Annotated in this window: 25 protein-coding genes and 1 tRNA gene; 11 read left to right on the top strand and 15 right to left on the bottom strand. The window is 60.8% G+C overall.

The genetic code is table 11. From position 1 onward, the window contains the following. Positions 1-139 precede the first annotated feature (139 nt). On the bottom strand, positions 140-1,180 hold the full coding sequence (gene xylF, locus NKH35_RS22200; protein ID WP_023822587.1) for a D-xylose ABC transporter substrate-binding protein: 1,041 nt from the start codon (positions 1,178-1,180) through the stop codon (positions 140-142). Positions 1,181-1,436: 256 nt separating this feature from the next. On the opposite strand from xylF, the gene NKH35_RS22205 reads away from it, so the two are divergent. Next, entirely contained in the window at positions 1,437-2,672 is a 1,236-nt protein-coding gene (locus tag NKH35_RS22205; RefSeq protein WP_352522077.1) for an ROK family protein, read from the top strand. 30 nt (positions 2,673-2,702) lie between these two features. Here NKH35_RS22205 and phoB read toward each other — a convergent pair whose 3' ends face one another. From phoB to NKH35_RS22240, 7 genes are all read right to left on the bottom strand, one after another. Continuing rightward, a complete protein-coding gene (phoB, locus tag NKH35_RS22210) occupies positions 2,703-3,392 on the bottom strand; it encodes a phosphate regulon transcriptional regulator PhoB (RefSeq protein ID WP_352522076.1) in 690 nt (229 codons plus the stop codon). A gap of 16 nt (positions 3,393-3,408) precedes the next feature. Continuing rightward, positions 3,409-4,113 (bottom strand): phosphate signaling complex protein PhoU, encoded by a 705-nt coding sequence (gene phoU, locus NKH35_RS22215; protein WP_352462178.1) that lies wholly within the window; start codon positions 4,111-4,113, stop codon positions 3,409-3,411. Positions 4,114-4,154: 41 nt separating this feature from the next. Further along, entirely contained in the window at positions 4,155-4,979 is an 825-nt protein-coding gene (gene pstB / locus NKH35_RS22220) for a phosphate ABC transporter ATP-binding protein PstB (RefSeq protein WP_023670110.1), read from the bottom strand. Between the two features lie 17 nt (positions 4,980-4,996). Further along, positions 4,997-6,313: a phosphate ABC transporter permease PstA gene (pstA, locus tag NKH35_RS22225; protein WP_352522075.1), complete on the bottom strand. Its 1,317-nt coding sequence runs from the start codon at positions 6,311-6,313 to the stop codon at positions 4,997-4,999. Further along, complete coding sequence (pstC, locus tag NKH35_RS22230; RefSeq protein WP_023693679.1) at positions 6,310-7,770, bottom strand: phosphate ABC transporter permease subunit PstC; 1,461 nt, start codon at positions 7,768-7,770, stop codon at positions 6,310-6,312. The genes pstA and pstC overlap by 4 nt, the downstream gene beginning before the upstream one ends. 96 nt (positions 7,771-7,866) lie before the next feature. Next, positions 7,867-8,895, bottom strand: a complete 1,029-nt coding sequence (locus NKH35_RS22235; RefSeq protein ID WP_023670113.1) for a substrate-binding domain-containing protein — start codon at positions 8,893-8,895, stop codon at positions 7,867-7,869. 498 nt (positions 8,896-9,393) lie between these two features. Continuing rightward, positions 9,394-13,887, bottom strand: a complete 4,494-nt coding sequence (locus NKH35_RS22240) for a PAS domain-containing hybrid sensor histidine kinase/response regulator (protein ID WP_352916404.1) — start codon at positions 13,885-13,887, stop codon at positions 9,394-9,396. A 256-nt stretch (positions 13,888-14,143) separates the two neighbouring features. On the opposite strand from NKH35_RS22240, the gene NKH35_RS22245 reads away from it, so the two are divergent. Then, positions 14,144-14,494 carry a hypothetical protein gene (locus NKH35_RS22245; protein WP_352916406.1) on the top strand — a complete coding sequence of 117 codons (351 nt, stop codon included), beginning with the start codon at positions 14,144-14,146 and terminating at the stop codon, positions 14,492-14,494. Positions 14,495-14,571: 77 nt separating this feature from the next. Here the strand turns inward: NKH35_RS22245 and NKH35_RS22250 are convergent, their stop codons facing one another. After that, a complete protein-coding gene (locus NKH35_RS22250) occupies positions 14,572-15,480 on the bottom strand; it encodes a DUF2865 domain-containing protein (protein WP_352916408.1) in 909 nt (302 codons plus the stop codon). Positions 15,481-15,753: 273 nt separating this feature from the next. Between NKH35_RS22250 and NKH35_RS22255 the strand changes: the two genes are divergently transcribed. Next, on the top strand, positions 15,754-15,969 hold the full coding sequence (locus NKH35_RS22255) for a hypothetical protein (RefSeq protein ID WP_352916409.1): 216 nt from the start codon (positions 15,754-15,756) through the stop codon (positions 15,967-15,969). Positions 15,970-16,035: 66 nt separating this feature from the next. Here the strand turns inward: NKH35_RS22255 and tolA are convergent, their stop codons facing one another. From tolA to NKH35_RS22270, 3 genes are all read right to left on the bottom strand, one after another. After that, entirely contained in the window at positions 16,036-16,404 is a 369-nt protein-coding gene (tolA, locus tag NKH35_RS22260; RefSeq protein WP_352916411.1) for a cell envelope integrity protein TolA, read from the bottom strand. Between the two features lie 223 nt (positions 16,405-16,627). Then, positions 16,628-17,473 carry a glutathione S-transferase family protein gene (locus NKH35_RS22265; RefSeq protein ID WP_352916413.1) on the bottom strand — a complete coding sequence of 282 codons (846 nt, stop codon included), beginning with the start codon at positions 17,471-17,473 and terminating at the stop codon, positions 16,628-16,630. Between the two features lie 26 nt (positions 17,474-17,499). Continuing rightward, positions 17,500-18,081 carry a VOC family protein gene (locus NKH35_RS22270; RefSeq protein WP_352916415.1) on the bottom strand — a complete coding sequence of 194 codons (582 nt, stop codon included), beginning with the start codon at positions 18,079-18,081 and terminating at the stop codon, positions 17,500-17,502. A 290-nt stretch (positions 18,082-18,371) separates the two neighbouring features. Here NKH35_RS22270 and NKH35_RS22275 point away from each other — a divergent pair, with 290 nt between their 5' ends. Beyond that, positions 18,372-18,998: a DUF5343 domain-containing protein gene (locus NKH35_RS22275; protein ID WP_031262495.1), complete on the top strand. Its 627-nt coding sequence runs from the start codon at positions 18,372-18,374 to the stop codon at positions 18,996-18,998. 31 nt (positions 18,999-19,029) lie between these two features. Continuing rightward, complete coding sequence (locus NKH35_RS22280; protein WP_198029749.1) at positions 19,030-19,584, top strand: Swt1 family HEPN domain-containing protein; 555 nt, start codon at positions 19,030-19,032, stop codon at positions 19,582-19,584. 32 nt (positions 19,585-19,616) lie between these two features. Here NKH35_RS22280 and NKH35_RS22285 read toward each other — a convergent pair whose 3' ends face one another. Further along, positions 19,617-20,291 carry a hypothetical protein gene (locus NKH35_RS22285; protein WP_023734655.1) on the bottom strand — a complete coding sequence of 225 codons (675 nt, stop codon included), beginning with the start codon at positions 20,289-20,291 and terminating at the stop codon, positions 19,617-19,619. A 36-nt stretch (positions 20,292-20,327) separates the two neighbouring features. Here NKH35_RS22285 and NKH35_RS22290 point away from each other — a divergent pair, with 36 nt between their 5' ends. Continuing rightward, positions 20,328-20,453: a hypothetical protein gene (locus tag NKH35_RS22290; RefSeq protein WP_352916418.1), complete on the top strand. Its 126-nt coding sequence runs from the start codon at positions 20,328-20,330 to the stop codon at positions 20,451-20,453. A gap of 41 nt (positions 20,454-20,494) precedes the next feature. Here NKH35_RS22290 and NKH35_RS22295 read toward each other — a convergent pair whose 3' ends face one another. Together NKH35_RS22295 and NKH35_RS22300 are read right to left on the bottom strand one after the other, a co-directional pair. Beyond that, positions 20,495-21,034, bottom strand: a complete 540-nt coding sequence (locus NKH35_RS22295; RefSeq protein ID WP_023734656.1) for an NYN domain-containing protein — start codon at positions 21,032-21,034, stop codon at positions 20,495-20,497. A gap of 107 nt (positions 21,035-21,141) precedes the next feature. Further along, positions 21,142-21,215 (bottom strand) — tRNA-Glu (locus tag NKH35_RS22300). A gap of 740 nt (positions 21,216-21,955) precedes the next feature. Between NKH35_RS22300 and NKH35_RS22305 the strand changes: the two genes are divergently transcribed. The 5 genes from NKH35_RS22305 (at position 21,956) to NKH35_RS22325 (ending at position 25,360) form a co-directional block, all read left to right on the top strand. Continuing rightward, a complete protein-coding gene (locus NKH35_RS22305) occupies positions 21,956-23,350 on the top strand; it encodes a tyrosine-type recombinase/integrase (protein ID WP_352916420.1) in 1,395 nt (464 codons plus the stop codon). A 190-nt stretch (positions 23,351-23,540) separates the two neighbouring features. Beyond that, positions 23,541-23,816 carry a hypothetical protein gene (locus NKH35_RS22310; RefSeq protein WP_352916422.1) on the top strand — a complete coding sequence of 92 codons (276 nt, stop codon included), beginning with the start codon at positions 23,541-23,543 and terminating at the stop codon, positions 23,814-23,816. Then, entirely contained in the window at positions 23,816-24,016 is a 201-nt protein-coding gene (locus NKH35_RS22315) for a hypothetical protein (RefSeq protein ID WP_352916424.1), read from the top strand. Before NKH35_RS22310 ends, NKH35_RS22315 begins: the two co-directional genes overlap by 1 nt. Then, complete coding sequence (locus tag NKH35_RS22320; RefSeq protein ID WP_352916426.1) at positions 24,000-25,163, top strand: bifunctional DNA primase/polymerase; 1,164 nt, start codon at positions 24,000-24,002, stop codon at positions 25,161-25,163. Before NKH35_RS22315 ends, NKH35_RS22320 begins: the two co-directional genes overlap by 17 nt. Next, positions 25,160-25,360: a hypothetical protein gene (locus tag NKH35_RS22325; RefSeq protein ID WP_352916428.1), complete on the top strand. Its 201-nt coding sequence runs from the start codon at positions 25,160-25,162 to the stop codon at positions 25,358-25,360. Before NKH35_RS22320 ends, NKH35_RS22325 begins: the two co-directional genes overlap by 4 nt. The last annotated feature ends 5 nt before the right edge of the window (positions 25,361-25,365 follow it).

Genomic DNA, 25,365 nt, shown 5'->3' on the forward strand with positions numbered 1-25,365 from the left:
CCCCTGGGGGGTGCGGGGGGGGGGCGGGGGCGCCACACCCAACTTGCTGTTGCCCGCGGGGGGCTAAAAAAAAAATTCTTGCTATTAAAACGCCGGGGGTTCTCCCGGCGCGGCGCCTCATTTCTTCAAGTCGTCGAGATCAGTTGCAAGCCGCGACGCTGCCGGCGGCGACGCCCGTGCAGACTTCGTCCTTCTTGATCCAGCCGGCGTCGATGACGACGTTGAGGTTGTCCTTGGTGATCGCGACGGGGGTCAGGAACAGCGACTTGACGGTGTTGCCGCCAGGCGTGGTGAAGTCCTTGGCGCCGGCAATGTCGCCCGTCTTCTTGCCATCGGCAAGCTGCGAGGCGATCTCGGCGGCGTTCTTGCCGAGTTCGCGCGCGTCCTTCCACACCGACACCGTCTGCGTGCCGAGCGCGATGCGGTTCAGAGCGGCATGGTCGCCGTCCTGGCCCGAGACCGGAACCGTTCCGGCAAGGCCCTGCGCCGTCAGCGCGGCGACAACGCCGCCGGCTGTGCCGTCATTGGCCGCAACCACGGCATCGACCTTGTTGTCATTGGCGGTCAGGAACTGTTCCATGTTCTTCTGGGCATTGGCCGGCAGCCAGCCATCGGTATAGGCCTCGCCGACATTCTTGATCTTGCCCGAGTCGATGGCTTCCTTGAGCACTTCCATCGAGCCCGAGAACAGGAAATCGGCATTCGGATCCGAGCCAGAGCCCTTGATAAAGACATAGTTGCCCTCGGGCTTCGCCTTGAACACTTCGCGGGCCTGCATGCGGCCGACTTCTTTGTTGTCGAAGGTCAGGTAGAAGACGTCCTTGTTCTCGATCAGGCGGTCATAGCCGACGACCGGAATGCCTTCGTCCAGCGCCTTCTGCACCGCCGGGCCGATGGCCGACGCGTCCTGCGCCAGGACGATCAGCGCGTTGGCGCCTTGCGAGATCAGGCTTTCGACGTCGGTCAGCTGCTTGCCGGGATTGGACTGCGCGTCGGCGGAAATGTACTTGTCGCCGGCGGCTTCGATCGCCGTCTTCATCGCCGCCTCGTCCGTCTTCCAGCGCTCTTCCTGGAAGTTCGACCAGGAGACGCCGATGACCTTGTCCTTCGCCTGCGCGACCGAGACCAGCGTCAGCGACATGGCGGCGCCCGCCAGCATGGCGGCTGCAAATCTGTTCATGATAAACCCTCCCTGCCCCGCGCGCGGCGCGACAAAACTGGCCCGAAGGCCTGCACACAGAGGCTCCATTTTTTCGAGCCTCGAAAAAACACTGGTTCAATGATAAAGCGCTGTCAACATGGTTTCTGATGGCCTTGCCGAATTTTTTCGAGCTCCGCAATAAACAATGACAGGGCTGCCGGCGTCTGCCAATATTTGGCTGGTGCCGTCGAACGCCTTCACTATCATGAGGCGCGAGGAGGCCGGGAGGAAACAAATGTCGGTTGGAATCCGCCACGACGATCTGCGCCGTCGCAACCGCGCGATGGTGATTTCGGCCGTGCGCCGGGCCGGCCAGCCGTCGCGGACCGAGATTGCGGCGACCACCGGCCTCAGCCATTCGACCATATCGGCAATCTCGTCTGATCTGATTCAAGAAGGCATCCTGATTGAAGGCAAGCCTGGCGAGACCGGCTCGCTGAAACGCGGCCGGCCGCAGGTCGGCCTTGGCCTCAATCCGGAAGCGGCGGCGGTGATGACCGTGGTGCTGTCGCTGAACTTCCTCTCCGTCACCGTCATCGACTATGCCGGCCAGGTGGTCGCGGAAGAACAGCGCCGGCTCGACACGCTGACCATGCCGCGCGACGAACTGATCGGCGAATGCGTAGCAATCGTCCGGCGGCGTCTCGAGGACCCGGACCTGGACGTCCAGAGCATCGCCCGCATTGCCATGGGCATCCAGGGCATCACCGATTCGCAGGCGCGGGCCATGCTGTGGTCGCCAATCACGCCACTGACCGACATTGCCTTCGCCGACATGTTGGAAGCGGAATTCGGCATTCCGGCCACCATGGAGAACGACTGCAATATGATGGCGGTGGCGCTGCAATGGCGCCAGCCCGAGCGCTACCGCGACAATTTTATCGCCATCCTCTTATCGCACGGCATCGGCATGGGACTGGTGCTGAAAGGCGAACTTTTCACCGGCACCCATTCCTCGGGCGGCGAGTTCGGCCACATGATCCACCGTCCGGGCGGCGCGCTCTGCCGCTGCGGGCGGCGCGGCTGCGTCGAGGCCTATGCCGGAAACTACGCCATCTGGCGCAGCGCCAAAATGATGGGCGAGGATGCCGAGCCGGTCGATATCGGCGACGCTGATATGCGCGCACTCGCCGCGCGCGCCCGCGAAACCGACGGCCCGGAGCGCGAAGCCTATCGCAAGGCCGGCGAGGCGCTCGGCTTCGGCCTCGGCAGCCTGTTTGCGCTGATCGATCCGGCACCCGTCGCCATGGTAGGCGTCAGCGCCGCCGCCTTCGACTTGATCGAACCGGCATTGCGCGAAGCGATCGCCCAGACCGCCGGCGGCCAGCACTCGAAATCGATCTCCTTCGACACCGAGCCCAACGAGCTGCCGCTGATCCGCGAAGGCTGTGCCATGCGCGCGCTCGGCTTCGTCGATCAGGAGATTTTCGCGCCGGGCATTCAGGCCAAATCCGGCAAGCATGTCGCCTGAATGGCCGGCAACGGCGCGACGCGCAGCATCCTAGTCTTCCCTGATCGCGTAGCCGGCGCCGCGAATGGTACGGATGACATCCGGCATGCGGCCGTTGTTGACCGCTTTGCGTAAGCGCCCGACATGGACGTCGACGGTTCGCTCGTCGATATAGATCGTCTCGCCCCAGACATTGTCGAGCAGTTGGCTGCGCGAGAACACGCGGCCGGGATGGCGCATCATGAATTCGAGCAGCCGGAACTCGGTCGGTCCGAGCCTGATCTCGCTCTTCTTGCGGTAGACACGGTGCGACTCGCGGTCGAGCACGATGTCGCCGACCTTGAGCACGCTGGACAGCACTTCCGGCTTGGCCCGGCGCAGCAGCGCCCTCACGCGCGCCATGAACTCCGGCGTCGAGAATGGCTTGACCAGATAGTCGTCGGCGCCGGTGGACAGGCCGCGCACGCGATCGCTTTCCTCACCGCGCGCGGTCAGCATGATGATCGGCAGCCGCTCGGTTTCGGGCCGCACTCTAAGGCGCCGGCAGAGCTCGATGCCGGAAACAGCGGGCACCATCCAGTCGAGCACCAGGAGATCGGGCACGTTTTCCTGCAGGCGGATCTCGGCCTCGTCGCCGCGTGTCACCACCTCGACGTGATAGCCTTCGGATTCGAGGTTGTAGCGGAGGAGCACGCCTAGCGGCTCCTCGTCCTCCACGACCATGATGCGTGGCGCGATCATCGGCAGTTCACCCTCATCAGGCCGGCATGGCCATCGCCGTCTCGTCCTGCTTCGGACGATTGGCGGGCAGTTGCTGGCCGGTCAGCACATAATACGCATTTTCGGCGATGTTGGTGACATGATCGCCGATGCGCTCAAGATTCTTGGCGCAGAACAAGAGATGCGTGCAGGCGGTGATGTTGCGAGGGTCTTCCATCATGTAGGTCAAGAGCTCACGAAACACGGACGTGTATTTGACGTCGATGCGCTCGTCGTCATTCCTGAGTTTTGCAAGCGCTGCCGCATCGGTGGCGGCATATTCCTCGACGACGCCTTGCACCTGGATCAGCACCAGCTGCGCCATGGCGTCGATGGAGTGCGAGAGGTCGCGCGGCGTGACGCTCAAGCCCACGGTGCCGACGCGTTTGGCGATGTTCTTGGCGAGGTCGCCGATGCGCTCGAGGTCGCCCGCCATGCGGATCGAGCCGACCACGGCACGCAGATCGTTGGCCATCGGCTGACGCTTGGCGATCAGCGTGATGGCGCGGTCGTCCAGTTCGCGCTGGCGCGCATCCATGATGGCGTCGTCGGAAACGACACGCTGTGCCAGCGCATTGTCCGAATTGAGCAGCGCCCTGGTCGAGCCGCTGACCATCGAGCCTGCCAGATCGCCCATGTCGCGGATCAGCTTGCTGATCTGCCCGAGCTCTTCATCGAAGGAGGCGACGGTATGTTCACCCATGATCTTGGTCCTCGTGCCTGAAAATTCACCCGCCGGACGGCTCAGCCGAAGCGGCCGGTAATGTAGTCCTGGGTGCGCTTGTCGTCGGGGTTGGTGAACATCTTGTCGGTGGCGCCCTCCTCGACGAGATAGCCGAGATGGAACATCGCCGTGCGCTGCGACACGCGCGCCGCCTGCTGCATCGAATGGGTGACGATGACGATCGTGTAGTTCTGGCGCAGCTCGTCTATCAGCTCCTCGACACGGGCGGTGGCGATCGGATCGAGCGCCGAGCAGGGCTCGTCCATCAGGATCACCTCCGGCGACACGGCGATGGCGCGCGCGATGCACAGGCGCTGCTGCTGGCCGCCGGACAGGCCGGTGCCGGGCTCCTGCAGGCGGTCCTTGACCTCGTTCCAGATCGCCGCCTTCTTCAGGCTCTGCTCGACGATCTGGTCCATGTCGGACTTGCGCTTGGCCAGCCCATGGATGCGCGGGCCGTAGGCGACGTTCTCGTAGATGGACTTCGGGAACGGGTTGGGTTTCTGGAACACCATGCCGACGCGTGCGCGCAGTTCGACGACATCGATGTTCTTGTCGTAGATGTCGTCTTCATCGAGCGTGATCTTGCCGGTCACCCGCGCCGAATCGATGGTGTCGTTCATGCGGTTGAGGCAGCGCAAGAAGGTCGACTTGCCGCAGCCGGAGGGGCCGATCAGCGCCGTCACCTGGTTCTGGCGGACGTCGAGATTGACGTCGAACAACGCCTGCTTCTCGCCATAGAACACGCCGACCTTGTCGCCGCGCATCTTGATCACTTCGTTCGACTTGGCGTTCATTTTGTCGCCCACTGCATTCTCAAGGGACTGTTCGGTCATGATGTTCATACCAAATTGCCTTTTTTCTACCAGCGCCGCTCGAACCGGCGCCGGAGCACGATCGCGGTGATGTTCATGGCCATGAGGAAGACGAGCAGGATGATGATGGCGCCGGACATGCGCTCGACAAAAGCGCGCTCAGCCTCGTTTGCCCACATATAGATCTGAACCGGCAGCGCGGTCGCCGGATCGAAAGGCGTCGTCGGATAATCGGCGACGAAAGCGACCATGCCGATCAAGAGCAGCGGTGCTGTCTCGCCGAGCGCACGCGCCAGGCCGATGATGGTGCCGGTAAGGATGCCTGGGGCGGCAAGCGGCAGGATGTGATGGAACACCATCTGCATCTTGGAGGCGCCGAGACCTAGGGCCGCCGAGCGGATCGACGGCGGCACCGCGGCAAGGGCGGCGCGCGTGGCGATGATTATGGTCGGCAATGTCATCAAGGTCAGCACCAGGCCGCCGACGAAGGAAGCCGAGCGCGGCATGCCGAGGAAGTTGATGAACACGGCAAGGCCAAGCAGACCGAAGACGATCGACGGCACCGCCGCGAGATTGTTGATGTTGACTTCGATCAGGTCCGTAAAGCGGTTCTTCTTGGCGAACTCCTCCAGATAGATGGAGGCGGCGACGCCGATCGGCAGCGCCAGCAACAGCACGATCACCATCATGTAGAACGAACCGATGATGGCCACGCCCATGCCCGACGTCTCGGGCCGGCTGGAGGCGCCATAGCTGAACAGGCCGGTGTTGAAATGCTCGGCCATCGCGCCTTCGGCTTTGAGCTTGTTCATCCAGTCGATCTGCTGGTTGGACACCTTGCGGCGCGCTTCATCGACGCCGAGGTCGATCTGGCCCTTGAAGGCCGAGTCGAGATTGGCGGCGGCCAGGATGTCGACGTCACGCGTCGTGCCGATCACCGACGGATCGGCGGAGACGATGTCGCGCAGCTGGACGCGGGCGCCTTCCGACAGGAAGCCCTTGAGCTTCAGCATCATCGGCTTGTTGGCCGGATCGATGCCGAGCTTGGCCACCAGCGCGTTTTCGGCGAGCTTGGGATAGTTCGCCTTGATCAGCACATTCGGGTCTGTGGCACGCTTGTTCGAGGGGTCGATGACCTTCTCATCGAAGGTGATCGGAAGCGTCACCGTCGTCTGCCAGAAGGCGGTGTAGCCTTTCGAGACGATGGTGATCAACATGATGGCCAGGAACGCCAGGCCCACCGAGATCGCAATCACGCCATAGATGCGGAACCGGCGTTCGGCGGCATAGCGCGCCTTCAGCCCGATGTCGCGGCGCGGACGCGCGACGGCACCCGCCATCGTGTCCAGGGGGATGTCGGTCATTCGTACTGCTCCCGGTACTTGCGCACAATGTAGAGGGCGACGATGTTCATCACCAGCGTCAGCGCGAACAGCGTCAGGCCGAGCGCGAAGGCGACCAGCGTCTGCGGCGAGTTGAACTCGAGATCGCCGGTCAGCTGGTTGACGATCTTGACGGTGATGGTCGTCATCGCCTCGAACGGATTGGCCGTCAGATTGGCGGCGACGCCCGCCGCCAGCACGACGATCATCGTCTCGCCGATGGCGCGCGACGCCGTCAACAGGATGGCGCCGACGATGCCGGGCAGTGCCGCCGGCAGGATCACCCGCTTGATCGTCTCGGAGCGCGTGGCGCCGAGGCCGAGCGAGCCGTCACGCATTGCGCGCGGCACCGCGGTGATGATGTCGTCGGACAAAGAGGACACGACCGGGATCAGCATGACGCCCATCACCAGGCCGGCGGTGAAGATGCTCTGGCCCTGGATGAAGGGCGAGCCGCCGGTGAGTGCCGCCGACAGGTCGCGCAAGAACGGTCCGAGCGTGACCACGGCGAAGATGCCGTAGACGATGGTCGGGATGCCGGCCAGCAGTTCAAGCGCGGGCTTGACCACCGACCGGACGCTGCGCGAGGCGTATTCGGACATGTAGACCGCCGACATCAGCCCGACCGGCACTGCGACCAGAAGCGCGACGGCGGCGATGTAGAGCGTGCCGGCGAGTAGCGGGATCAGGCCGAACTGACCCTGGCTGCCGCCGGAACCGGCGGCGGCGAAACGCGGATCCCACACCGTGCCGAAGAAGAAGCTCATCGGCGATACGCTTTCGAAGAAGGTGATCGTCTGGAACAGCATCGACAGCACGATGCCGACCGTGGTCAGGATGGCGATGGTCGAGGCCGCAAGCAGCCCCCACAGCATCAACTTCTCGACATTGTTGCGCGCCCTGGCGCGCGGCGCGATCTGCCTCAGCGCATAGAAGGCGCCGGCGATCGACAGAGCGAAGGTCAGCACGGCGCCGAACAGGCCGAGCCGGTCCTGGACCTGGTTCGCCTCGACCGCGATCGGGATCATATAGTCCTGGGTGTCGCTGGCCAGTGCCACGCCCTTGGCGGCGAGCAGCGGCTGCAATTCGGCGAAAGTAGCGGGAAGTGCGGTATCGCCATCGAGCCGACGCAGGCCCTTGGCCAGGCTCTTCACCAGGCTGGCGTCGAGCGCTTCGCTGGCGACCTTTGTGTCGGCGGTGCGCTCGGGCAAAGCGGCATGGATATGCCGGTCGAGATAGAAGGAAGAGCCGATATCCCAGACGGCGAGCAAAAGGACGGCAGGCAGGACCGCGAGCAGAAAGGCCCACCAGCCATGATAATGCGCGCGCGAATGCGGCTTGACCTTGCCGGTATCCTGCGCCGCTGCGCGCTGGCGGCCGACCACAAAAGCGACCACGCCTATGGCAATGACTATGGCGAGTACGAGCAAGGACGACATCACCCACTCCAGGGAAAATTCAGATCGCCGCCGCCGTTGCGGCAAGCGGCGAAATCAGGGCGCGGATTTGGTCCGCGCCCTGATCCGGTCGGTCGATTACATTGTCTTTCCGGCGGCGAAGGCGTCGCGCTGGCCCTGACGTTCGGCGTCGGGAGCGGAAACCAGGCCGTACTGGGCGAGCGGGCTTTCCGGGCCGATCATCTGGTCATCAAGGAAGAACTCGACATATTCCTTGAGGCCGGGAACGACGCCCAGATGCGCCTTCTTGACGTAGAAGAACAACGGCCGCGACACGGGGTACGTGCCATCGGCGATGGTCTGCGTCGAAGGCACGATGCCTTCCACGGTGGCGACCTTCAGCTTGTCGGCATTGTTCTCGTAGAAGGCGAGGCCGAACACGCCAACGCCGGTCTTGTTGGAGTCGATGCGGGCCAGCGTCTCGGTGTAGTCGCCATCGATGTCGACAGCCTTGCCGTCCTTGCGGATGGCGATGCAGGTCTTGCCGATTTCCTTGTCGTCGGCGATGCCGGCAGCCTTCAAAGCGGCCTTGTCGCAGCCGGCGTCGAGCAGCTTGGTCTCGAACACTTCACGGGTGCCGTGCTTCTCACCCGGGATATAGGCGGCGATATCCCAGTCGGGCAGCTTCGGATTCACCTGGTTCCACTTGGTGTTCGGGTTGTCGACCAGCTTGCCGTCGACCACCAGCTTGGCGGCGAGCGCCTTGTAGATGTCGGCGGGAACCAGCGCCCAGTCCGGACCCTTGATGTCGGTGGCAAAGACGATGCCGTCATAGCCGATGCGGACTTCCTGGACGTCCTTGACGCCGGCGTCGGCGCAGGACTTCAGCTCGTCCTTCTTGATCGGGCGCGAGGAGTTGGCGATGTCGATCGTGTCTTCGCCGACGCCCTTGCAGAACTCCTTGATGCCGGCGCCGCTGCCGCCGGACTCGACCACCGGGGTCTTGAAGTTGGTGAAGGTTTCGCCGAACTGCTCGGCGACGATCTTGGCGTAAGGCAGCACGGTCGACGAACCGGCGACCTGGATCTGGTCACGCGCAGCGGCGACACCGGACGATGCGGCGAACGCTACCGCCACGGCCGATGCCGTAACGAGGAATTTCTTCATGTGGCCTGCTCCTGTTCGGAAGATGGTCTCTTGGCGCCCTCTTCAAACCGGCGCCCGCTGAGGCCAATAGCCTTCGATTATTACAGTCGCATGACAGTTTCGTGTCAGCCCGGTAACGTCGCACAGACGTCTTGTGGGCCGCCCCCTTTAAGCCGGTTTGTGGGAATGGAAGTTGCCGCTGGAATCAGACGCTTGCGCGATCCGTGCTGGCATCAAGTCCCGGCACACCGCAGGCCGCGATGCCGAGAAAGAAAAAACCGGACGGGAGCGCGTTGCCCGTGGCCAGGGCGAATCTTGGCCGAGCCATCGCCAAAAACAGGTCCGTTGGGGTAGATTCGACGCTGTTTCTTGTCGGCGGTCGCTTGCTCCCGCCCGTAACTGAATGAGCGGTTTCGTTGCGACCATTGTCCTGACTGGGCGCCAGCTTTGATATGGTGCGATCGCACCATATCCTTGGCTGTTGCGGCGCGGCCGCATACCCGCCCGCGCCCCAGGTCGCTATACAGCGTCTCGGTGGGGGTGGCGTGGTATTCCGACCCAGCGCTCGACCTTTTCGAGCAGCGCCCTGGGGCTGATCGGCTTGGGCAAATAGTCATCCATGCCGGCTTCCAGGCAGCGCTCACGGTCGCCCTTCAAAGCATGCGCGGTGACGCCGACGATCGGGATATGCATACCCGTATGTTCTTCAAGCCGGCGAATTGCGGCGGTGGCCTCGAGCCCATTCATCTCCGGCATCGAGACGTCCATCAGGATCATACGCGGATTGAGCCTGCCGAAGGCGTCGAGCGCCTTGCGGCCGTTGCCGACAATTTCGAAACTATAGCCGGTCTCGCCGATTATCTGGGTGAACACCATCTGGTTCACCTCATTGTCCTCGGCAACGAGGATGTCGAGCCGGCTTTCATCCCCGGCGGCCCGGGCGCGGGCGCGAACCGGCGGCGGTTGCAGCAAGGCGCGTTCCGATGCAGCGAGCGGCGGCTTTGCCGGTGACGGTCCGTTCCTGTCGTTGCCGGACCCGCTGCTTGCCGCCGGGAGCACGCGGCTCCCCGTGATATTGTGATGGTGGCGCTGGATGGTAGCGACCAGCGTTTCCAGAAGCACCGAGGAACGCGCCGGCTTGATCAGCTGGGCGTCGATGCCGAGATCGCGATAGCTGGTGTTGGCGAGCGACTGGTCGACCGAAGTCAGCATGATGATCGGCGTGTCGGCCAGCCCTGCGGTGCTGCGCACGACGCGCGCCATTTCGGCGCCGCTCATCCCCGGCATCTGATAATCGAGCACGACGCAGTCGACCGGCACGCCGTAGGCAGCCGCGGCGACCAGCACCTTGAGCCCTTCGGGTCCGCTTTCGGCGGCGCAGGAATCGAAGGTCCATGACGCCATCTGCTCGCTCAGGATCGATCGGTTGACGGCATTGTCGTCGACGATCAGCACCCGTGAGCCGGTCACGTCGACCGGCATGATCCGCCGTCCGGTCCGTTCCTCGGCCCTGGGCAATGTCACGGTGAACCAGAAGGTCGAGCCCTTGCCTTCGGCGCTCTCGACACCGATCTCGCCGCCCATCAACTCGACCAGCCGCGAGGTGATGGCGAGCCCGAGCCCTGTGCCTTCGTGGCGTCTCGTCGACGAGGTGTCGGCCTGACTGAATTTTTCGAAGACGAGCTTCAGTTTCTCGTGTGGAATGCCTATGCCGGTGTCGGTGACCGAAACGGTAAGTTTTGTCCCCGTCGGCCCCCTTTGTCCGGTCACGTCGACCAGCACGTGGCCTTCGTCGGTAAACTTCACCGCGTTGCCGACCAGATTGGTGACGATCTGCCTGATGCGACCGACATCGCCGACGAACAGGCTTTCCAGGCCCGGCTCGACGCGCACGATGAGCTCGAGGTCCTTCTCCTTGGCGCGCGTCGATATCAGCGTCGCCACATCCTCGATCGCTTCGGGCAGGTTGAAGGGCGCAGGGTCGAGCACCAGCTGTCCGGCATCGATCTTGGAGAAGTCCAGTATGTCGTTGATGATGGTCAAGAGCGCGTTACCCGACTTGACGATGATATCGGTGAACGTCTTCTGCTTGGGATCGAGGTCGGATTTGGCCAGCAACTCGGCCATGCCGAGTACGCCGTTCATCGGCGTGCGGATTTCGTGGCTCATATTGGCCAGGAATTCCGACTTGGCGCGGTCGGCCAACACGGCGCGCTGCCGCGCCTCGCGCAGTTCGGCCTCGCGCAGTTTCAGTTCGGTGATGTCGGTGGTCGACCCAATCAGATAGAGCGAACCATCGGACGCGATCATCGCGCCCTTGCGGGCGAACTGGTGGCGCACGCTGCCGTCGGCAAGCGTCACCGTTTCCTCGATCTCCTGTGTATCGCCTGTGCGCAGCACGGCGAGATCGCTGTTGACGAAGGCTTCGCCGTCCTCGCCGAAAATCTCGATGTCCGTCTTGCCGATCGCGTCTTCCCTGCGGAAGCCGGTGAGGTCGCACCAGCCCTTGTTGACGTAGAACTGCCTGAGGTCGGAGCGCTTGGCGTAGATCGACACCGGCACGTTGTCGATGAGATTGCGGAACACCTCGTTCTCGCGCATGCTCTCTTCCAGCGCCTGCTCGCGCGCCTTGACGTCGGTGATGTCGGTGCTGGACCCGACCAGGTGCACCGACCCATCGAGCGCCACCAGCCGGCTCTTGCGCGTCATCAATTGCCGCACCGTGCCGTCGCGATGGGTAACGGGCTCCTCGATCTCGCGGCCGCGGCCGGTGACGACGACCTGGGTGTCGTCATGGGTGTAGGTTTCGGCGTCGTCGATGCCGAAAAGCTGGAGATCGGTTCGGCCGATGACCTCCTCCTTGGGGATGCCGGTCAGCGCGCACCAGGCCTTGTTGACGAATTCCATGCTCAGATCCTGCGCCTTGATGAAGGCGGCGACCGGCAGTTCGTCCATGACGTGGCGGAACAGGTCGATCTGGCGCATGCTTTCCTGCAGCGCCTTTTCGCGGCTCTTGATCTCCGAGATGTCGACGCGCACGCCGATAAAGGTGCCGTCCTCGGTGCGCATATCGTAGACCTGATACCAGCGGCCGTCCGCATTGAGGCGCTCATAGGACGAGTTGGGCAGGCGATAGCGGGCGAGGATGGCATTGAGCCAGACATCGGGGTCGCCTTCATAGAGCCTGTCGATTTCTGGATCGCCGCTCGATCGGAAATAGCCGACCGAATGTCCAAGTTCCAGGGCCGCGCGGAAGCTGCGGCCAGGCTGCCATGCCGGTTTCAGCTCCGGCAGCGTGTCCTGCAGCTTGCGGTTTGCAAAGACGAACTTGTCGTCGCGGTCATAGATGATGACGGCCGCCGGCAGCGACTCCAGCACCGTGGTGAGGTTCTTGCGGGCGTCCTCGGCTTCGGTCTCGCGGCGCTTCATGTCGGAGATGTCGAACAGGAAACCGGCGACATAGTTGCGGCCGCTGGGCATGCCGACGCGGTTCTTGCGCACGATGCGCGAGCGGCTGGCGCCCTCGGCGTCGAAAGTCTCCTCGACCTCGTAGGGCGTGCCGGTCGCCAGCACGGCGCGTTCGCTGTCTTCGAACTGCGCGGCGTCCTTTTGCTTGAGGAAGTCGCCGCCGGGCCTGCCCAGCATCGCTTGCGGGCTCTGTCCGAACAGTGCCGAAAACGCCTCATTGACGAAGACGAAACGCAGATTGTCGTCCTTGACGAAGATCGGGTCCTTGACGCCGTTGATCACCGCCTCGGCCAGCCGCGATTTCTCCAGCGCATGGGCGAGTTCAGCCTCGCGATCCTTCATGTTGGTGACGTCGACATAGGAGATCAGCCTTTTGCCGCCGGCGAGCGGCGCGAGCGATGCAATCAGCGTACGGCCGTCATTGCGTGGCAGTTGCCTGGAGCCCACCAGGCCGGCCGAGATTTCTGCTTCGCGCTCGGCGATGTGGTCCTGCCATTCCGCATCGTCAGCACCGTACGGGTCCATATCGCGGCTGGCCTGCATCAGTTCGCGGAAGCCGCAGCCGATCCTGGCGCGTCGGGGATCGATTTCCCAGAAATCATAGAAGGCGCGGTTGATCACCTCCGCCCGCATGTCCGCATCAAGGACGAGCACGCCGATCGGCATCTGGTCGACCATCGTGCGAAGATTGGCGAAGGTCTCCGTGATTTTGGCGTTGGCACTCTCGATCTCTGCGTCGCGACGCTTGAGCTCGGAGACGTCGTAGTAGGTCAACAGCCGCTTGCCGCCGGACAATGCCGTCACCGAGAACATCATCGTCCTGCCGTTGGCATGGAGAAATTCGCGTGGCGCAACCGAGCCGGCGCTGATCTCCTCGATGCGGGTGGCTAGGTAGTGCTGCCACTGCTGTTCATCGAGATCGCCGTAGATGCCGTTGCGGCGGTTGAGTTCCATCAACAGACTGAACGGCGCGCCGACAGTGACGGCGCCATCGGGAATCCTGGAGAGCTCGCGATAGGCCTTGTTGACGATGAGTGTGCCGAGCTTTTCGTCAAGCAGCACGACGCCCATATGCATGGCATCCATCGTCCGCTCGAGATCGGCGAGGTGCTGCGTGGCCTCCCCGGCCGGGGGATCGCTCTCGTCCTGCCGCAGTTCGTCCAGCGCACCGGCCAGTGCCGTGACGTTGCGGCCGATGCCGCGATAGCCGATGAATTCGCCTTCGCCGTCGAACCGCGGGGAACCGGTGATCGAAACCCAGCGGCAGGCGGGACGGCCGCCCTTCAACTCATAAACAAAGTCGCGAAACGGCCGATGCGCCTGCAGATCCTCCAGATGCGCGGCGGCGTGTCGATTGCCGTGCACCATCTGCTTGAGGAAATCGAAGCGGAAACGGCCAAGAATGCTGGCGGGATCGATGCCGGTGGCGGCCTGGTAGTTCTCCGAAAGCCAGGAAAAGCGCAGCTCGGCGTCGGTCTCCCAGACCCAGTCGGCGCCGGCCTCGACCAGCTCGCGCAGCGCTTGGGGCGAAATCCCGACGGACATATCCTCGCCGCTCACAGCCCCTTTTCGGGAACCGCGTCCGCCGCGTGTTCCAACAGTCCCGTCAGCCATCCCGTTCCCACCCCGAAAACCAAGGCCGAACCCCTCAGCGGTTCGCCGGCGGAATGTGCCCGAGAAGCATTAATGATCCGCTAACCATAAAAATTCAGACTACGGCCAGAGCCCACATTGCCCTGCGGTATTCCGCCGGTTGTCGGCGGAACCGCTGCCGGGCTATAAGTCGGCAGGGGTGTTGCTGATGACCGGTTGGATTGTGCCTTGTTTCCTGTGCCTGGCGCTGCTTGCAAGCAGCGGCTGCGCACGCAGCTATGACGGCACGGTGGTGATCCCGAGGCCGCTGGATATCAGGCGGGTCTGGGATCGCGATCCGTCGCAGACTGAGGCCAACCAGATGCAGGCAGCAGCCGGTGTGTTTCCGTCGCCGCCGCAGGAATCGTACCGGCCGGCGGCACGCAGGCACACGACAATTGCTGCCCCAAGACGGCACGTCAGGTCCAGCCCACCCAGCATGGCTTCCGAACCGGCCAACCCGCTCACCTGCAAGAATGTCAGCGAACCCGGCAAACGCTACAGGATGGTTTGCCAATAGCCTGATGCATGTCGCCCAAAAGTGGCCCGCGGTTTTGGGATCACGACACGCATATACAAGGAACTTCGGCCGCGCGGTCAATCCGCCGGGAAGAAAGCCGGCCCGACCACCCTGACCGGCCGCGAGCTGGCCAATAACTCGACAGACTTTTGCTGGGCAGCCCCCGTGGCCTGGGGGGCATCGGCGCCGGCCCGGGGAATTTGTGCAAAGGTGCCAAGATCCGGCTTTGCCGACGGCAGGGGAATGATGGCGTTGCTCATATTGGCTGGCGTCACCGTGCGCGCTCTCAGTTCGGCGACACGCTGGGAGTAGCGCTTGACATCGCATGCCCGGAAAGTCGCGTCGTCGCGGTATTTGAAGGCTGCCGGCAGGTCCTTGTAGGATTTGCGCGTATCGAGTGCGACCATCTCTTCGGTTTCAAGGCTTGGGTCGCCCAGCGTGTACAGGTCGACGCCGGCATCGTCGCAGATGTAGCGGCACTGATCGACCATCTCCTTGACGTCGCCGCCTTGCACGAACTGCGATTTCGGCGCCGGGAAGAAATAGCCGTCGGAAAGACGAACGCAAAACAGCATCGAATTGCCGCCGATCATGGCGCCCGCCGGACGCTGTCTCTGTTGCCTGGCGGCGGGCGTGCAGCCGAGCGCGACGAGCCTGGCCTGCAGCCCGGACGTATCCCGGCCCGAAATCGCGGCGCCGGCGATCTGGCGCTGCACCTGCGTGCGGCTCTTGGCCAGATCGGAGCAAGCGTTGAAGAACCCGCCCACCGCACTTTGCGCTGTGCAGCGGCGTTGCCTCTCCAGCCCCTGGATCGCCGCAAGCTGGCGGCGCAACTGCGCAAGCTCGGGGCTGATCCCGCCGCTGCGGCCGGACGATGCCATCTGGCTCCTGAGCGCGGCGCATGGATCGGCTAGGGAAGCCGAAATCCCGACCACGCTTGCCGCTATCGACACCAGTGCAAAGATCACGACAAGCCACAAACGCATCTTCGGCGACCCTGGTCCTTGTACCCTGTGGAGCCGATTGCCGCTCCGGCCGATTGAGCCTCAATACTTGAGGCAAGTCTAATCCAGGTATTTTACGCCGAGTGTATTATGCCGGCTCCTGTAAATTCGCTATTACACTTTTGTTTCAAGATTGAGACGAAGCCAGGCATCGACGAGCCTGGGCCGCCGCCATGATCAATCCCGCGTTATCGGCTCTCGCGGTTGAAACCTTTCTCCGGTGTCTCGCGTTGTGTCGGGCAAAGGAGACCGAAGATGTCTATTCACTTCACTGTCTCTGGCCTGACCAGGAACCTGTTCCACTCGCTGGGGCTAGACCATGAGCGGGCGCCGAGAGCGCTCGATCCCGAACAGAGCCTGCTGCTGGAATGCTATCTGGCCGGACAGATTCCCGAATCCGCCTGGGCCGACTACGTCTTCGAGGCGCCGGATCTGCAGCGTCACGTCGATATCAGGCGCCGGCACAACTGATCAGAGCAATTCCGTGCGAGAGAGCGGTCGCCGTTTCTATGAAACGGTGACCGCTCTACTGCTCGCTCATTGCTTGGGCGAGTCAAACCGCAAGCTGAAGACATTGCCCGCGACGCCTTGCGCAAGCTTGGGCGAGAAGTTCAACGGCAGGCACTTTTGCAGAGCCGCGGTTGCGGCGTCGACGAACGACTTCTTGGCATCCGCGTCGCCGTCGACCTTGATGGCGGTTGGCCGCGGCGGGCCGATCAGCGTGCCATCGCGCTTGAAGCTGAAGCTCAAGGTGACGCTGGCATTTCCAGCATCCGCCGGCGGCGTCCAGCACGCCTGGATGGCGTCGCCGACCTCGGTCATCGTATCGAGCGGCGCGGCATTGGATGGGTAGCCTCCGACCAACACAACACCGGCAATCGCGAGCAATCTCGCCACGCCTTTCATCGCAAAGCTCCTCGCATGTCGGCCGCCGACCATGATGGTAGGGTCGAAGCCGGCAATGGCAATATGCCTGATGTCAGACTTATGGCAGGAGACGCGCCTGACGGCGCACCGGCGAAAAGCAAAAGGCCGGCATTGCGCCGACCTTTCCTTTCACCCTTGCGCCAGTACATCCGTGGTCGCGCGGTGGATAGCCTCAATAGACAGGGCTTTGGTTAACGAATCCTTAGCTTTGCGCGCTGGCCTGCGACTTCACATAGGCGATGTAGCCGCGCACGTCGCCGGCCGGCTCGGCATAGGCCTTGCCGAGCTTCTTCTCGATCGCCGCCACATACTCCTTCGCCCATTTGGGCAGCGCATAGTCGATGACTGCCAGGAACTCCAGCGTCGATGCCAGGCGTATGTCGGCGATCGACGGGTGCTTGCCGCCGATGAACGGCTTGCCGTCCCTGAAGAAGGAATGAAACACTTCCAGCGGCTCGGCGATCGCCGCCATGGCGGCCTTCTGCGCCTCGGACTTCTTGTCTGGATGCGCATCGCTGTGGCCGACTTCACCGGCATACTGCGGGAAGTTGAGCGCCGGATAGGTGGCGCGCGCCACATAGGGATAGAGCGTGCCGATCAGGTAGAACATGGCGCTGTCGACCATCGCCCGCTTGGCCGGCGCCTTCGGATAGAATTTCTCCAGCCCATGCTTGTTGGCGAGATACTGCATGATGGCGCAGCTTTCCCACAGCACGCCTCTGGGAAGACCTTTGTCCTCGATCATCGGCGTCAGATGCGCCGGGTTGCGCGCCATATAATCGGGCGAGCGCGTGTGGCCCCAGGCGTCGGTCTCGGCGGCGTCGAACCCGGCCGCACGGGCAAACACCCGAACGGTCATGTTGTTGACGCTCGGCTTCAGCATGCTGATCTTCAGTGCCGGTTTCTTTGCCGCCTTGGCCTTCGGCGCCGACTTTGCGGCTGCCTTGGGCGAGGCCTTTGCGGCTGCCTTTACCGCCGGCTTCGCGGCCGCTTTTGCCGCTGGCTTGGCCGCTGATTTCCCAGCGCTTTTGGTCACTGTCTTTGGCATTTTGGTCATCCCCTTTTTGTAGGCCGTCAGTATGGATTCTTCGGCGTCCGGTCGTCCGACAATGTCGCGCGCGACCATTCGACCAGCGTCTGGATCGCGTCGGCAAGGTGCACTTCGGCGATGTTGTAGTCGCCGCGCGCGACGCGCAGCTTGTGCGCCTGCATCAAGACGTCGGCATGGGTGAAGCCCACCGGCGGCTCGAAGCGGTAGGACGCGAGCTCGATCAACAGGCCGAGCGGATCCTCGAAATAGATCGAATCCATGAAGCCGCGATCCTTGACGCCGCTGTGCTTGATGGCGCGCTCGTCGAGCCGGGCCACCGCCTGCAGGAAAGTGACGCGCGACACCGAGAACGCAATATGATGGACGCAGCCCGGTTCGGTCGGCGTGCGCCGCTTGACCGGCGTGCGGCTCTCATCGGTGAAGATGGTGATAAGCCTTCCATCGCCGGGATCGAAATAGAGATGGCTTTCACTTGGCTTGTCGAGATTGGGCTGCTCGAAGATGAACGGCATGCCGAGCACGCCCTCCCAGAAATCGATCGAGGTCTGGCGGCCGGCGCCGACCAGCGTGATGTGATGGACGCCCTGCGATTGCAGTTTCTGCATCGGTCTCCTCTCAAGGCATCGACTGCCCGTCCGAATCCGCCCAGCGTTTTTCGCACTGCTAAAGCCGTGATCAAGGACCCATGGTGCAATGCTAATGCAATCGGCCCTTCCGCGCTAGAAGCGGCGAACGCGGCCATGATTGGACGATTGTAAAGACGGAACGATGCCTTGGATGACTAAGGCTGGATTGGCTCTCCTATCCGATCGACTCAGCGATCCACTTAGACAGTCGCTTAGTTGCGCTCCCTGCAACTTCGGCTATCGTGGAGCCCTGTCGCCAGGAGGGGATCGTGCCTGCAACATTGCCATACTTATCAGCGCCTGGGTCGATTAAGACGGCCTTCGAGAAGATCAAGGCCGCCGCGACGCCCGAGCGTGTCACGGGGGATTTTGTCACGACGAAACTTCAATTGAAGGGGGGAACGGGCGCTGCTATGCTGCCGTTCCTGAAGAGGATCGGCCTTGTGGCCTCTGACGGAAGTCCAACTGATCTTTATAAGCAGTTCCGAAACAATATGACTGACAAGGCCGCTGTGGCGGCGGCAATAAGGCACGGCTACAAGCCCCTATCCGATGCCAACGAGTATTTCTATGATCTATCAGATTCAGCCCTTCTGTCCCTGATTCTGCAGGTCACTGGAGCAGCTGCGGAAGGCCAAGTCCCCAAGCTGACCCTTTCAACACTGAAGATTTTGAAGAGCTACGCAAACTTCGATGCCGAGGATGCACCTGCGGCTCAAAATGTTCCGGCCAAAGACGTCCTGCCGATGGAAAATCTCCAATCAATGCCGCGAAGCGGATTGGGCTTGAACCTGTCGTACACCATCAATCTCAATCTGCCGGCTACTTCAGATCAAGCCGTTTTCAACGCGATATTCAAAAGCCTGAAGGAGCATCTGCTTTCGGAAAATGAATAGATCTGTCCTAGACAAGATAAAGGCGTTCGGAATGACCAATCAGATGGTTGCCGAAGACCTATCCCGGATTGCCATTCAGTATGGCCTTGAGCTTGGTCATCTACCCGCCATTTCCGCTGAGGTAAACGAAAAGTACTACCCGCAGATCGACATGGCTATTCGCGCAGAGGCGAAAGCAATGTCCCACCACTACGAAGTTTTCTACTCCCTAGAAAAATCCATCAGAGGGCTCGTCTCTGAGGTGATGGAAGCGGCTGAAAAGACGGCGGACTGGTGGCAGACTGCTCGCGTTTTGCCTAACATTAAGACGGAAGTTGCCAACCGAATACAAAAAGAGCTCGATGCCGGTGTAACGCGCCGCTCCTTTGACGAACTGGACTACACTACCTTTGGCGAGCTCTCCGGGATAATCACCGCTAACTGGGATATCTTCGGCGGGCTTTTCTCTAGCAAACGGGCAGTCGAGAAGGTAATGGCGAGCCTCAATGCGCTACGAAATCCTATAGCGCATTGCAGCCCGCTTGCTGAAGACGAGCAATTGCGGCTTCAACTTACGATGCGTGATTGGTTTCGGCTCATGGAATAAATCTGCCCACGTCCGGCCGGCGTGTCTAACAGTCACAACTTTCGCAAGCTTAGAAACGATCTTCCCTCGGCGAGGGCACCCGCCATAACTGTGCGGATGTTGCGGCGCGGATTGATCACGCTTTCGCAGGTCCGCTCGATTTTTGCGACCATCGCGTCGATGCGGCGCTTGAGCAAATCCGGGTCCTCGGCACCCTCCCAGAAAACGGCCTCGGCCTTATGCATTCGCTCGAGATGTTTTTCGAATTCCTCCGGCGACATTGGTCTTCGCCCTTGATCACGCCAAGATCGGGAAAGCTGGCGCGATGCTAGAAATATCTCGTTTATTATGCTGGTAAGCTCCGTGAAAGGTTCCGCAGTCTCCTTGCCGAAGTAAAGGCTGAAACGGTGCTTAAGGGGGATCAGCTTTGAGAACACCTCAGCCTTGTTGTTGTACCTCTCGATTGCAACGTAGGCATTGTTGAGGAGCTGGGTTTCCTCCTCAGTTTCCCCCTCTCGCTTATTTCTGGTCGAGCCTTCGCCTCCATATCCGAAGGGCGATCGAATGTGGCTCAAAGCGTCCCTAGCCTCCAAGAAGAGTTCGTAGACCCGCTCAGCGAGCTCAAAACGTTTTTGGCCAAGTGCTGATCGCCGCCATGCGGTAACGCCTATGGCTACGGAAATCGCTGCGATTACAACCGATGCTGTCTGTAAGAATGATGCCAGCATTTCATCCCCTAAAGTACATCATTGGAATCGGCTTCCATGCAGCGGCGAAACGCTTTTGGCGCGCCTAGATTCTTCACCCGCTTCCTCGACATCGACGACGAGCGTTCCGCCCTCGGCATTCGCGAAGGCCACCACTCGGCGAGCAACTGGCGAGAGCTTTGACCTGCGCGGACTGAGTCCTCCACCCTCTCCAAGGTGTTAGCTTACATTCGCAGCGTCTCTAAATACTTGTCCAAGCCGATGAATTTTGTCGCCACCTGCGCCAGCTCGCGCGAGGCGTGGTTCCAAAATACGACCTCGACCTTATAACCATCTTCCTGAAGTGCTTTGATGGTCGGCACATAATCTGCATCGCCCGCAACAAGCGTAAAGATATCCTTTTTCGGATCACCAGACTTGTAAGCGTCCTTCGTCAATAGCGTGGCAATACCAGTATCAATTTTCTTTTCCTTGTTGGCATAATTTCGGTCTTCGAGGTGAACATCGAAGCCGGCTTTCTTGGCAAACTTCCAGATTCCGTCATTAGGAGGCGGGCGCGATCCGAAGAGCGCAGCACGTTTGATTTGGCGATTGTTCTGCCCAAAGAGAAATTCGTGCAGTTTGCCAAAGCTAATCTGGTAGCCGTGATCAAGGACACCACTGTTCATCGCCTCTTTGATGTCCTTCGCAAGCCCCTGCTTAACTGCACTGACACGACGACCTTCGATATAAAGATTGGAATTGTCGACATAGACGTAGTCCATTCCATCACCCTCTCATAACCCCAACGATCCAACTATGGCCCAGTCTAGGGTGAAAAGGCATAGACGTTGAATGGAAAAAAATACTATTGGCTAAGTGCTGAAATCCTTGGTACGCCCAAGGGGAATCGAACCTTGGTCCCGTCGTGAGTGGGCGGTGTCCTGACCGCTAGACGATGGGCGCGTTCAAGAACAGCGATAGGCTTCGTACCATCACGCTAGGGCAATCAACGGCGACGCGCGCCAGAAGCGACGGCCCCTCCGGCGTTTGGCAGTGGAAGAGACTTAAGGTCACTACACCCCAATTAGGCGACGGCTCTAAGTTCGGCCTCCGCCAGCGTGCCCAGGCCCGCGCATTCGGCGCATGCCATGGTCTGCCCCGGACAGCCGGCCCGATGCGTGCCTTGCGGGCAGCAATGCCCTTTCGACTCACGCCATTTCAAGCAATCGAAAACCTGCCCGCTGCCGTGACAGCACGGGCATATGATTTTTGCCGAACTCATACCTGCTATGCCCAACCAAATCCGCGCTGCCGCAGATGCTGTCCCCGCACCGCAAGTAACAGAGATTGCTACGCTTTCAAGCGTCGCGGCCTGACTTAAATTGGGTGTATCCGGGTACGCGGACTTGCCGGATTTTCGCTGATGCCGCCGACCCTCACGGCCGAACGCGATCCGCGCGGGGGCTTGTCTGAAATGTGAATGAAAGAAACGGCCCAGCCGATACTTGGTACGCCCAAGGGGAATCGAACCCCTGTTCCCGCCGTGAGAGAGACAGCTTGGCGTTGGTGGAGAGTCCATAGCCGTCCATATTTGTCTTTCTGCACGTAATAAAATCAATAAGTTACGAAATTTCGTCCACGCTTGTCCACAGCGATCCATACCAGTATATTACACGGATATTACACGGAGCGAGGGACGAAGAATGGCCAAGGTGCTGGAAAAAAAGGGCCTCAGCACGAAAGTCGCGCGCGAAGGATTGGGGCTTGGCGATCATTGGGAATCGGTCGATCTCAATATTCATTTGGGATACAGACGCGGCGCGGCTGGAGGATCATGGTTGGTCCGCTGGCGGCATGAGGCTGGATACCGTCGCCATCCGTTAGGCGTCGCCGACGATGTCACAAGTTCTGGCACTATGGATTACAACGCTGCCCGAAAGGCGGCTCGGGATCATGTCGCCGGCCTGCGGAAGGCTAATGAGGCGAAGATTGCCGCCGACGCCGCAGCAGCCAAAATCCTTGCCGCCGGACCCGTGGTAACGGTCGAGCAAGCTGTATCTCACTATATCGAGACCCGTGATACTAGGGCCAGCAAGAGAGCCGGCCGCCAAGTTCGGTCCGATGCCGGCCAACGTTTGCGACGCTATGTCTTAGGTCAGCCCGCCCGAGGCAAACAGCCCGCTATCGAACCCGCCTCCATCGCATCGATAGCCCTGCACATGCTTGCGGATGGCGATATCGCGATGTGGCGCGATGCATTGCCAGCAGAGTTGAAGCAGTCGTCTCAACAACGGCTGATCAATGATTTTCGGGCCGCGTTGAATGGCGCCCATGATCGCAACCGATTGGAACTAGCCGCTCTGCCAGGAACCTTGAAGCATGGATTCCGTGCCATCGAAATTGATGATGAGCAATCGCCTGCCGGTGAATCTCAGGTTCTATCCGATGGCGAAGTTGACCGGCTCATTGCCGCCGCCAAGGCCATCGACAAGGCCCAACAGTGGGAAGGTGATCTCTACCGTTTAGTTCTGCTGTTGGCTGCGACTGGGGCGCGCATGTCGCAGGTTTGCCGGATGCAAGTTTGCGATGTCCAATCGCGCCTCAAGCGGCTGATGATTCCTACCAGCCGGAAGGGTAAGAAAAAGAAGATACCTGCCGTATCGGCCGCAGTCGGTCTCGACGTCTTGGATGTCCTGGCACCAATTTGTAAAGGTCGATCGCCTGGTGCAAGCCTTTTAGAACGCTGGCGGAAAGAGCAAGTTCCCGGTGCGATTACATGGCAGCGGGGCGAGCGCGGCCCCTGGCGTTCCGCATCCGAATTGTCTAGGCCATGGCAAGAAATTCGAAATCTAGCAGGACTTCCAAGCGCGACCCCTTACTGTTTTCGTCACACATCCATTGTCCGTGCTATAGAAAAGAATAATCCTATCAGAGTCGTTGCTGCTAAGCACGATACTTCTACTGCAATGATCGAAGCTCACTATTCGCGATGGATCGTTAGCGACCTTGAAGAAATGCTCAGGTCCTCGATCAGGCCGATGGTGCCGATGGAGGATGATGGGGGAAGCGTAGTGGTACCAATCAGGCCCCGCGCCTAGTTCGTCCACAGCCGTCCACGGCATCTTGACTGCTTTTCAGGTTGCCTCATACTGCAGCGGTAATTTCACCTACTCTTAACGGCCGGCACGGAATTGTAAGCAGGCAACTGCGTGTGCCCGGTACGGAGCGGAAAAACCCTGGAAAAGGGGGCTTTCGCTTTGCGCGTGGACCCCGAGTAAGGTCACCGCGTTGCGCAAGAAATTACTGATATCCAAGCACCAGGAACCTGACGGAGAGCGTCAGCATCAGGTCCAGATTCCTCGGAAGCCGGCGTATCGCCTTGCTGAATTCCTCCACATCTATCCGGGGAGTCGCAGCAAGCTTTTCGAAGTCATTGCGGCAGGCCGTTTGATCGCTCGCAAAGAGGGTGCGTCGACCATCATTCTGCACGACGAATACGAGGAGTACCTCAGATCCCTGCCGAAGGTTGATCCGAAGACAGTCGGTCCAGAGGGTGGCGAGTGATGGCCAGGATCGACTTCGAGCTGGTCGAACACGTCGCCGATCTCGTCGCCAGGAACTTCCATTCCTTCGACCGGCCCTTGGTGCCTTCGATCTGCCGCCGGCTTGGCGTCGAGAACGTCGTCGCCATCTACGCGATCCGGCGGGCTGCCGAGATCCGCCCCGAACAGGCCAAGGGGGCGCGGCATGGCGGCAGCAAATAACCGCCGACCGGGAGCGCAATCCCAGTCGGCGAAGTCATTTCAGGAAAATGCTGGATCGCAGGAATCTTATTCAGAAGGCGATCCCAATGCAATCCCAGCGGAGACTCTGGCCGAAATGGTCCGGCTTTATCGAGCCGGATTTTCCCTTTTGCCGCTCGGCGGTGAAGACGGGAAAGCGGCAACCTTTATCTTCAAGGATCGCGCGCGAGTTCCATTGCTCAGTGTTCAGAACAGAATGCTTGCAAGCAAATCCAAAGCCTTCGGTATTAGGCTTGATGGCATGCTGGTTGTCGATGTCGACACCGACACTCCCGAGGCCACCGACTATGTGCGAAAGCACTTCGGCCTCTCTCCGGTCCAGACCAAAACCGGGCGGGGCCGGCACTACTTTTTCCAATATACAGGCAAGCCGCTTCCTTCGGTCCAACTCCCCGGTATCGAGATCGATTTCAAGGTGGGTGGCAACGAATATGTCGTCGGTCCGGAATCGATACGCGTCGATGGGATCAAATACGTTCCGGTCATACGACTTATATCTATCGCCGCATTGCCGTCATTTGTGGATCAACGCGGCGCCGAGCGTCACACGACCTGGACCGGTAAAATTCCTGTCGGGAAGCGCAACAAGACGCTGTTCAACAAGGCGCTGGAATACGCTCGCTATATCGCAACCTATGATGATCTGCTGGCCGACCTTCTGGCATTGCGCACAATCATTTTAGAGTTGCCTTCTGATTTTCCAGATTCCGAAGTCAAGAAAATCGCGAGGTCAGTCTGGAAATACAAGGTCACCAACAACCTCTGGGAAGGGCGGAATTCGGTTGTGAAAATCCGTCGTGATATCATTGAGCGACTTCTCCAGCGGGATCATGGCTGCGATGCCTTTTCCCTCTTTTCGTTGCTGCAGAGCAAGCACGGTCACATACCAGGGAAGCTGTTCGGCATTGTCCCCGATGCCATGGCCAGGGCTAGGCTGATACCGCTGGGCAGGAACAGTGTGATCAGGGCGAGGGACATCCTGATCGAGGAAGGCTTGCTGGCACGAGCGGGCAAGAAGGGGATGATGATCCTGTACCGGCTAACTGAGGGGGGAGGGTGTGATGATTATATTGAATCCCTATCCGGGACGATAGGAGATGCGGCATGAAATCCTGCCAGCTGGATCTCTTCGACTGGGCGAATAATCGGCCGACCGCGAAAATCATTTCCATATTTCCAAGGCTCGCCGCGAAAATTCGGGTCGAGATTTACGGCGGCAATTTCGAAAATCCCGTAATTAAATCGCCGGCCGGCGGAAATGTGGAAAATCTCCGGCGCCATTTTTATGGAGGCGCCGGCAATTAATGAAA

Origin of the sequence: Mesorhizobium sp. M1143, from assembly GCF_040318435.1 — a bacterium.
Lineage (GTDB): Bacteria > Pseudomonadota > Alphaproteobacteria > Rhizobiales > Rhizobiaceae > Mesorhizobium.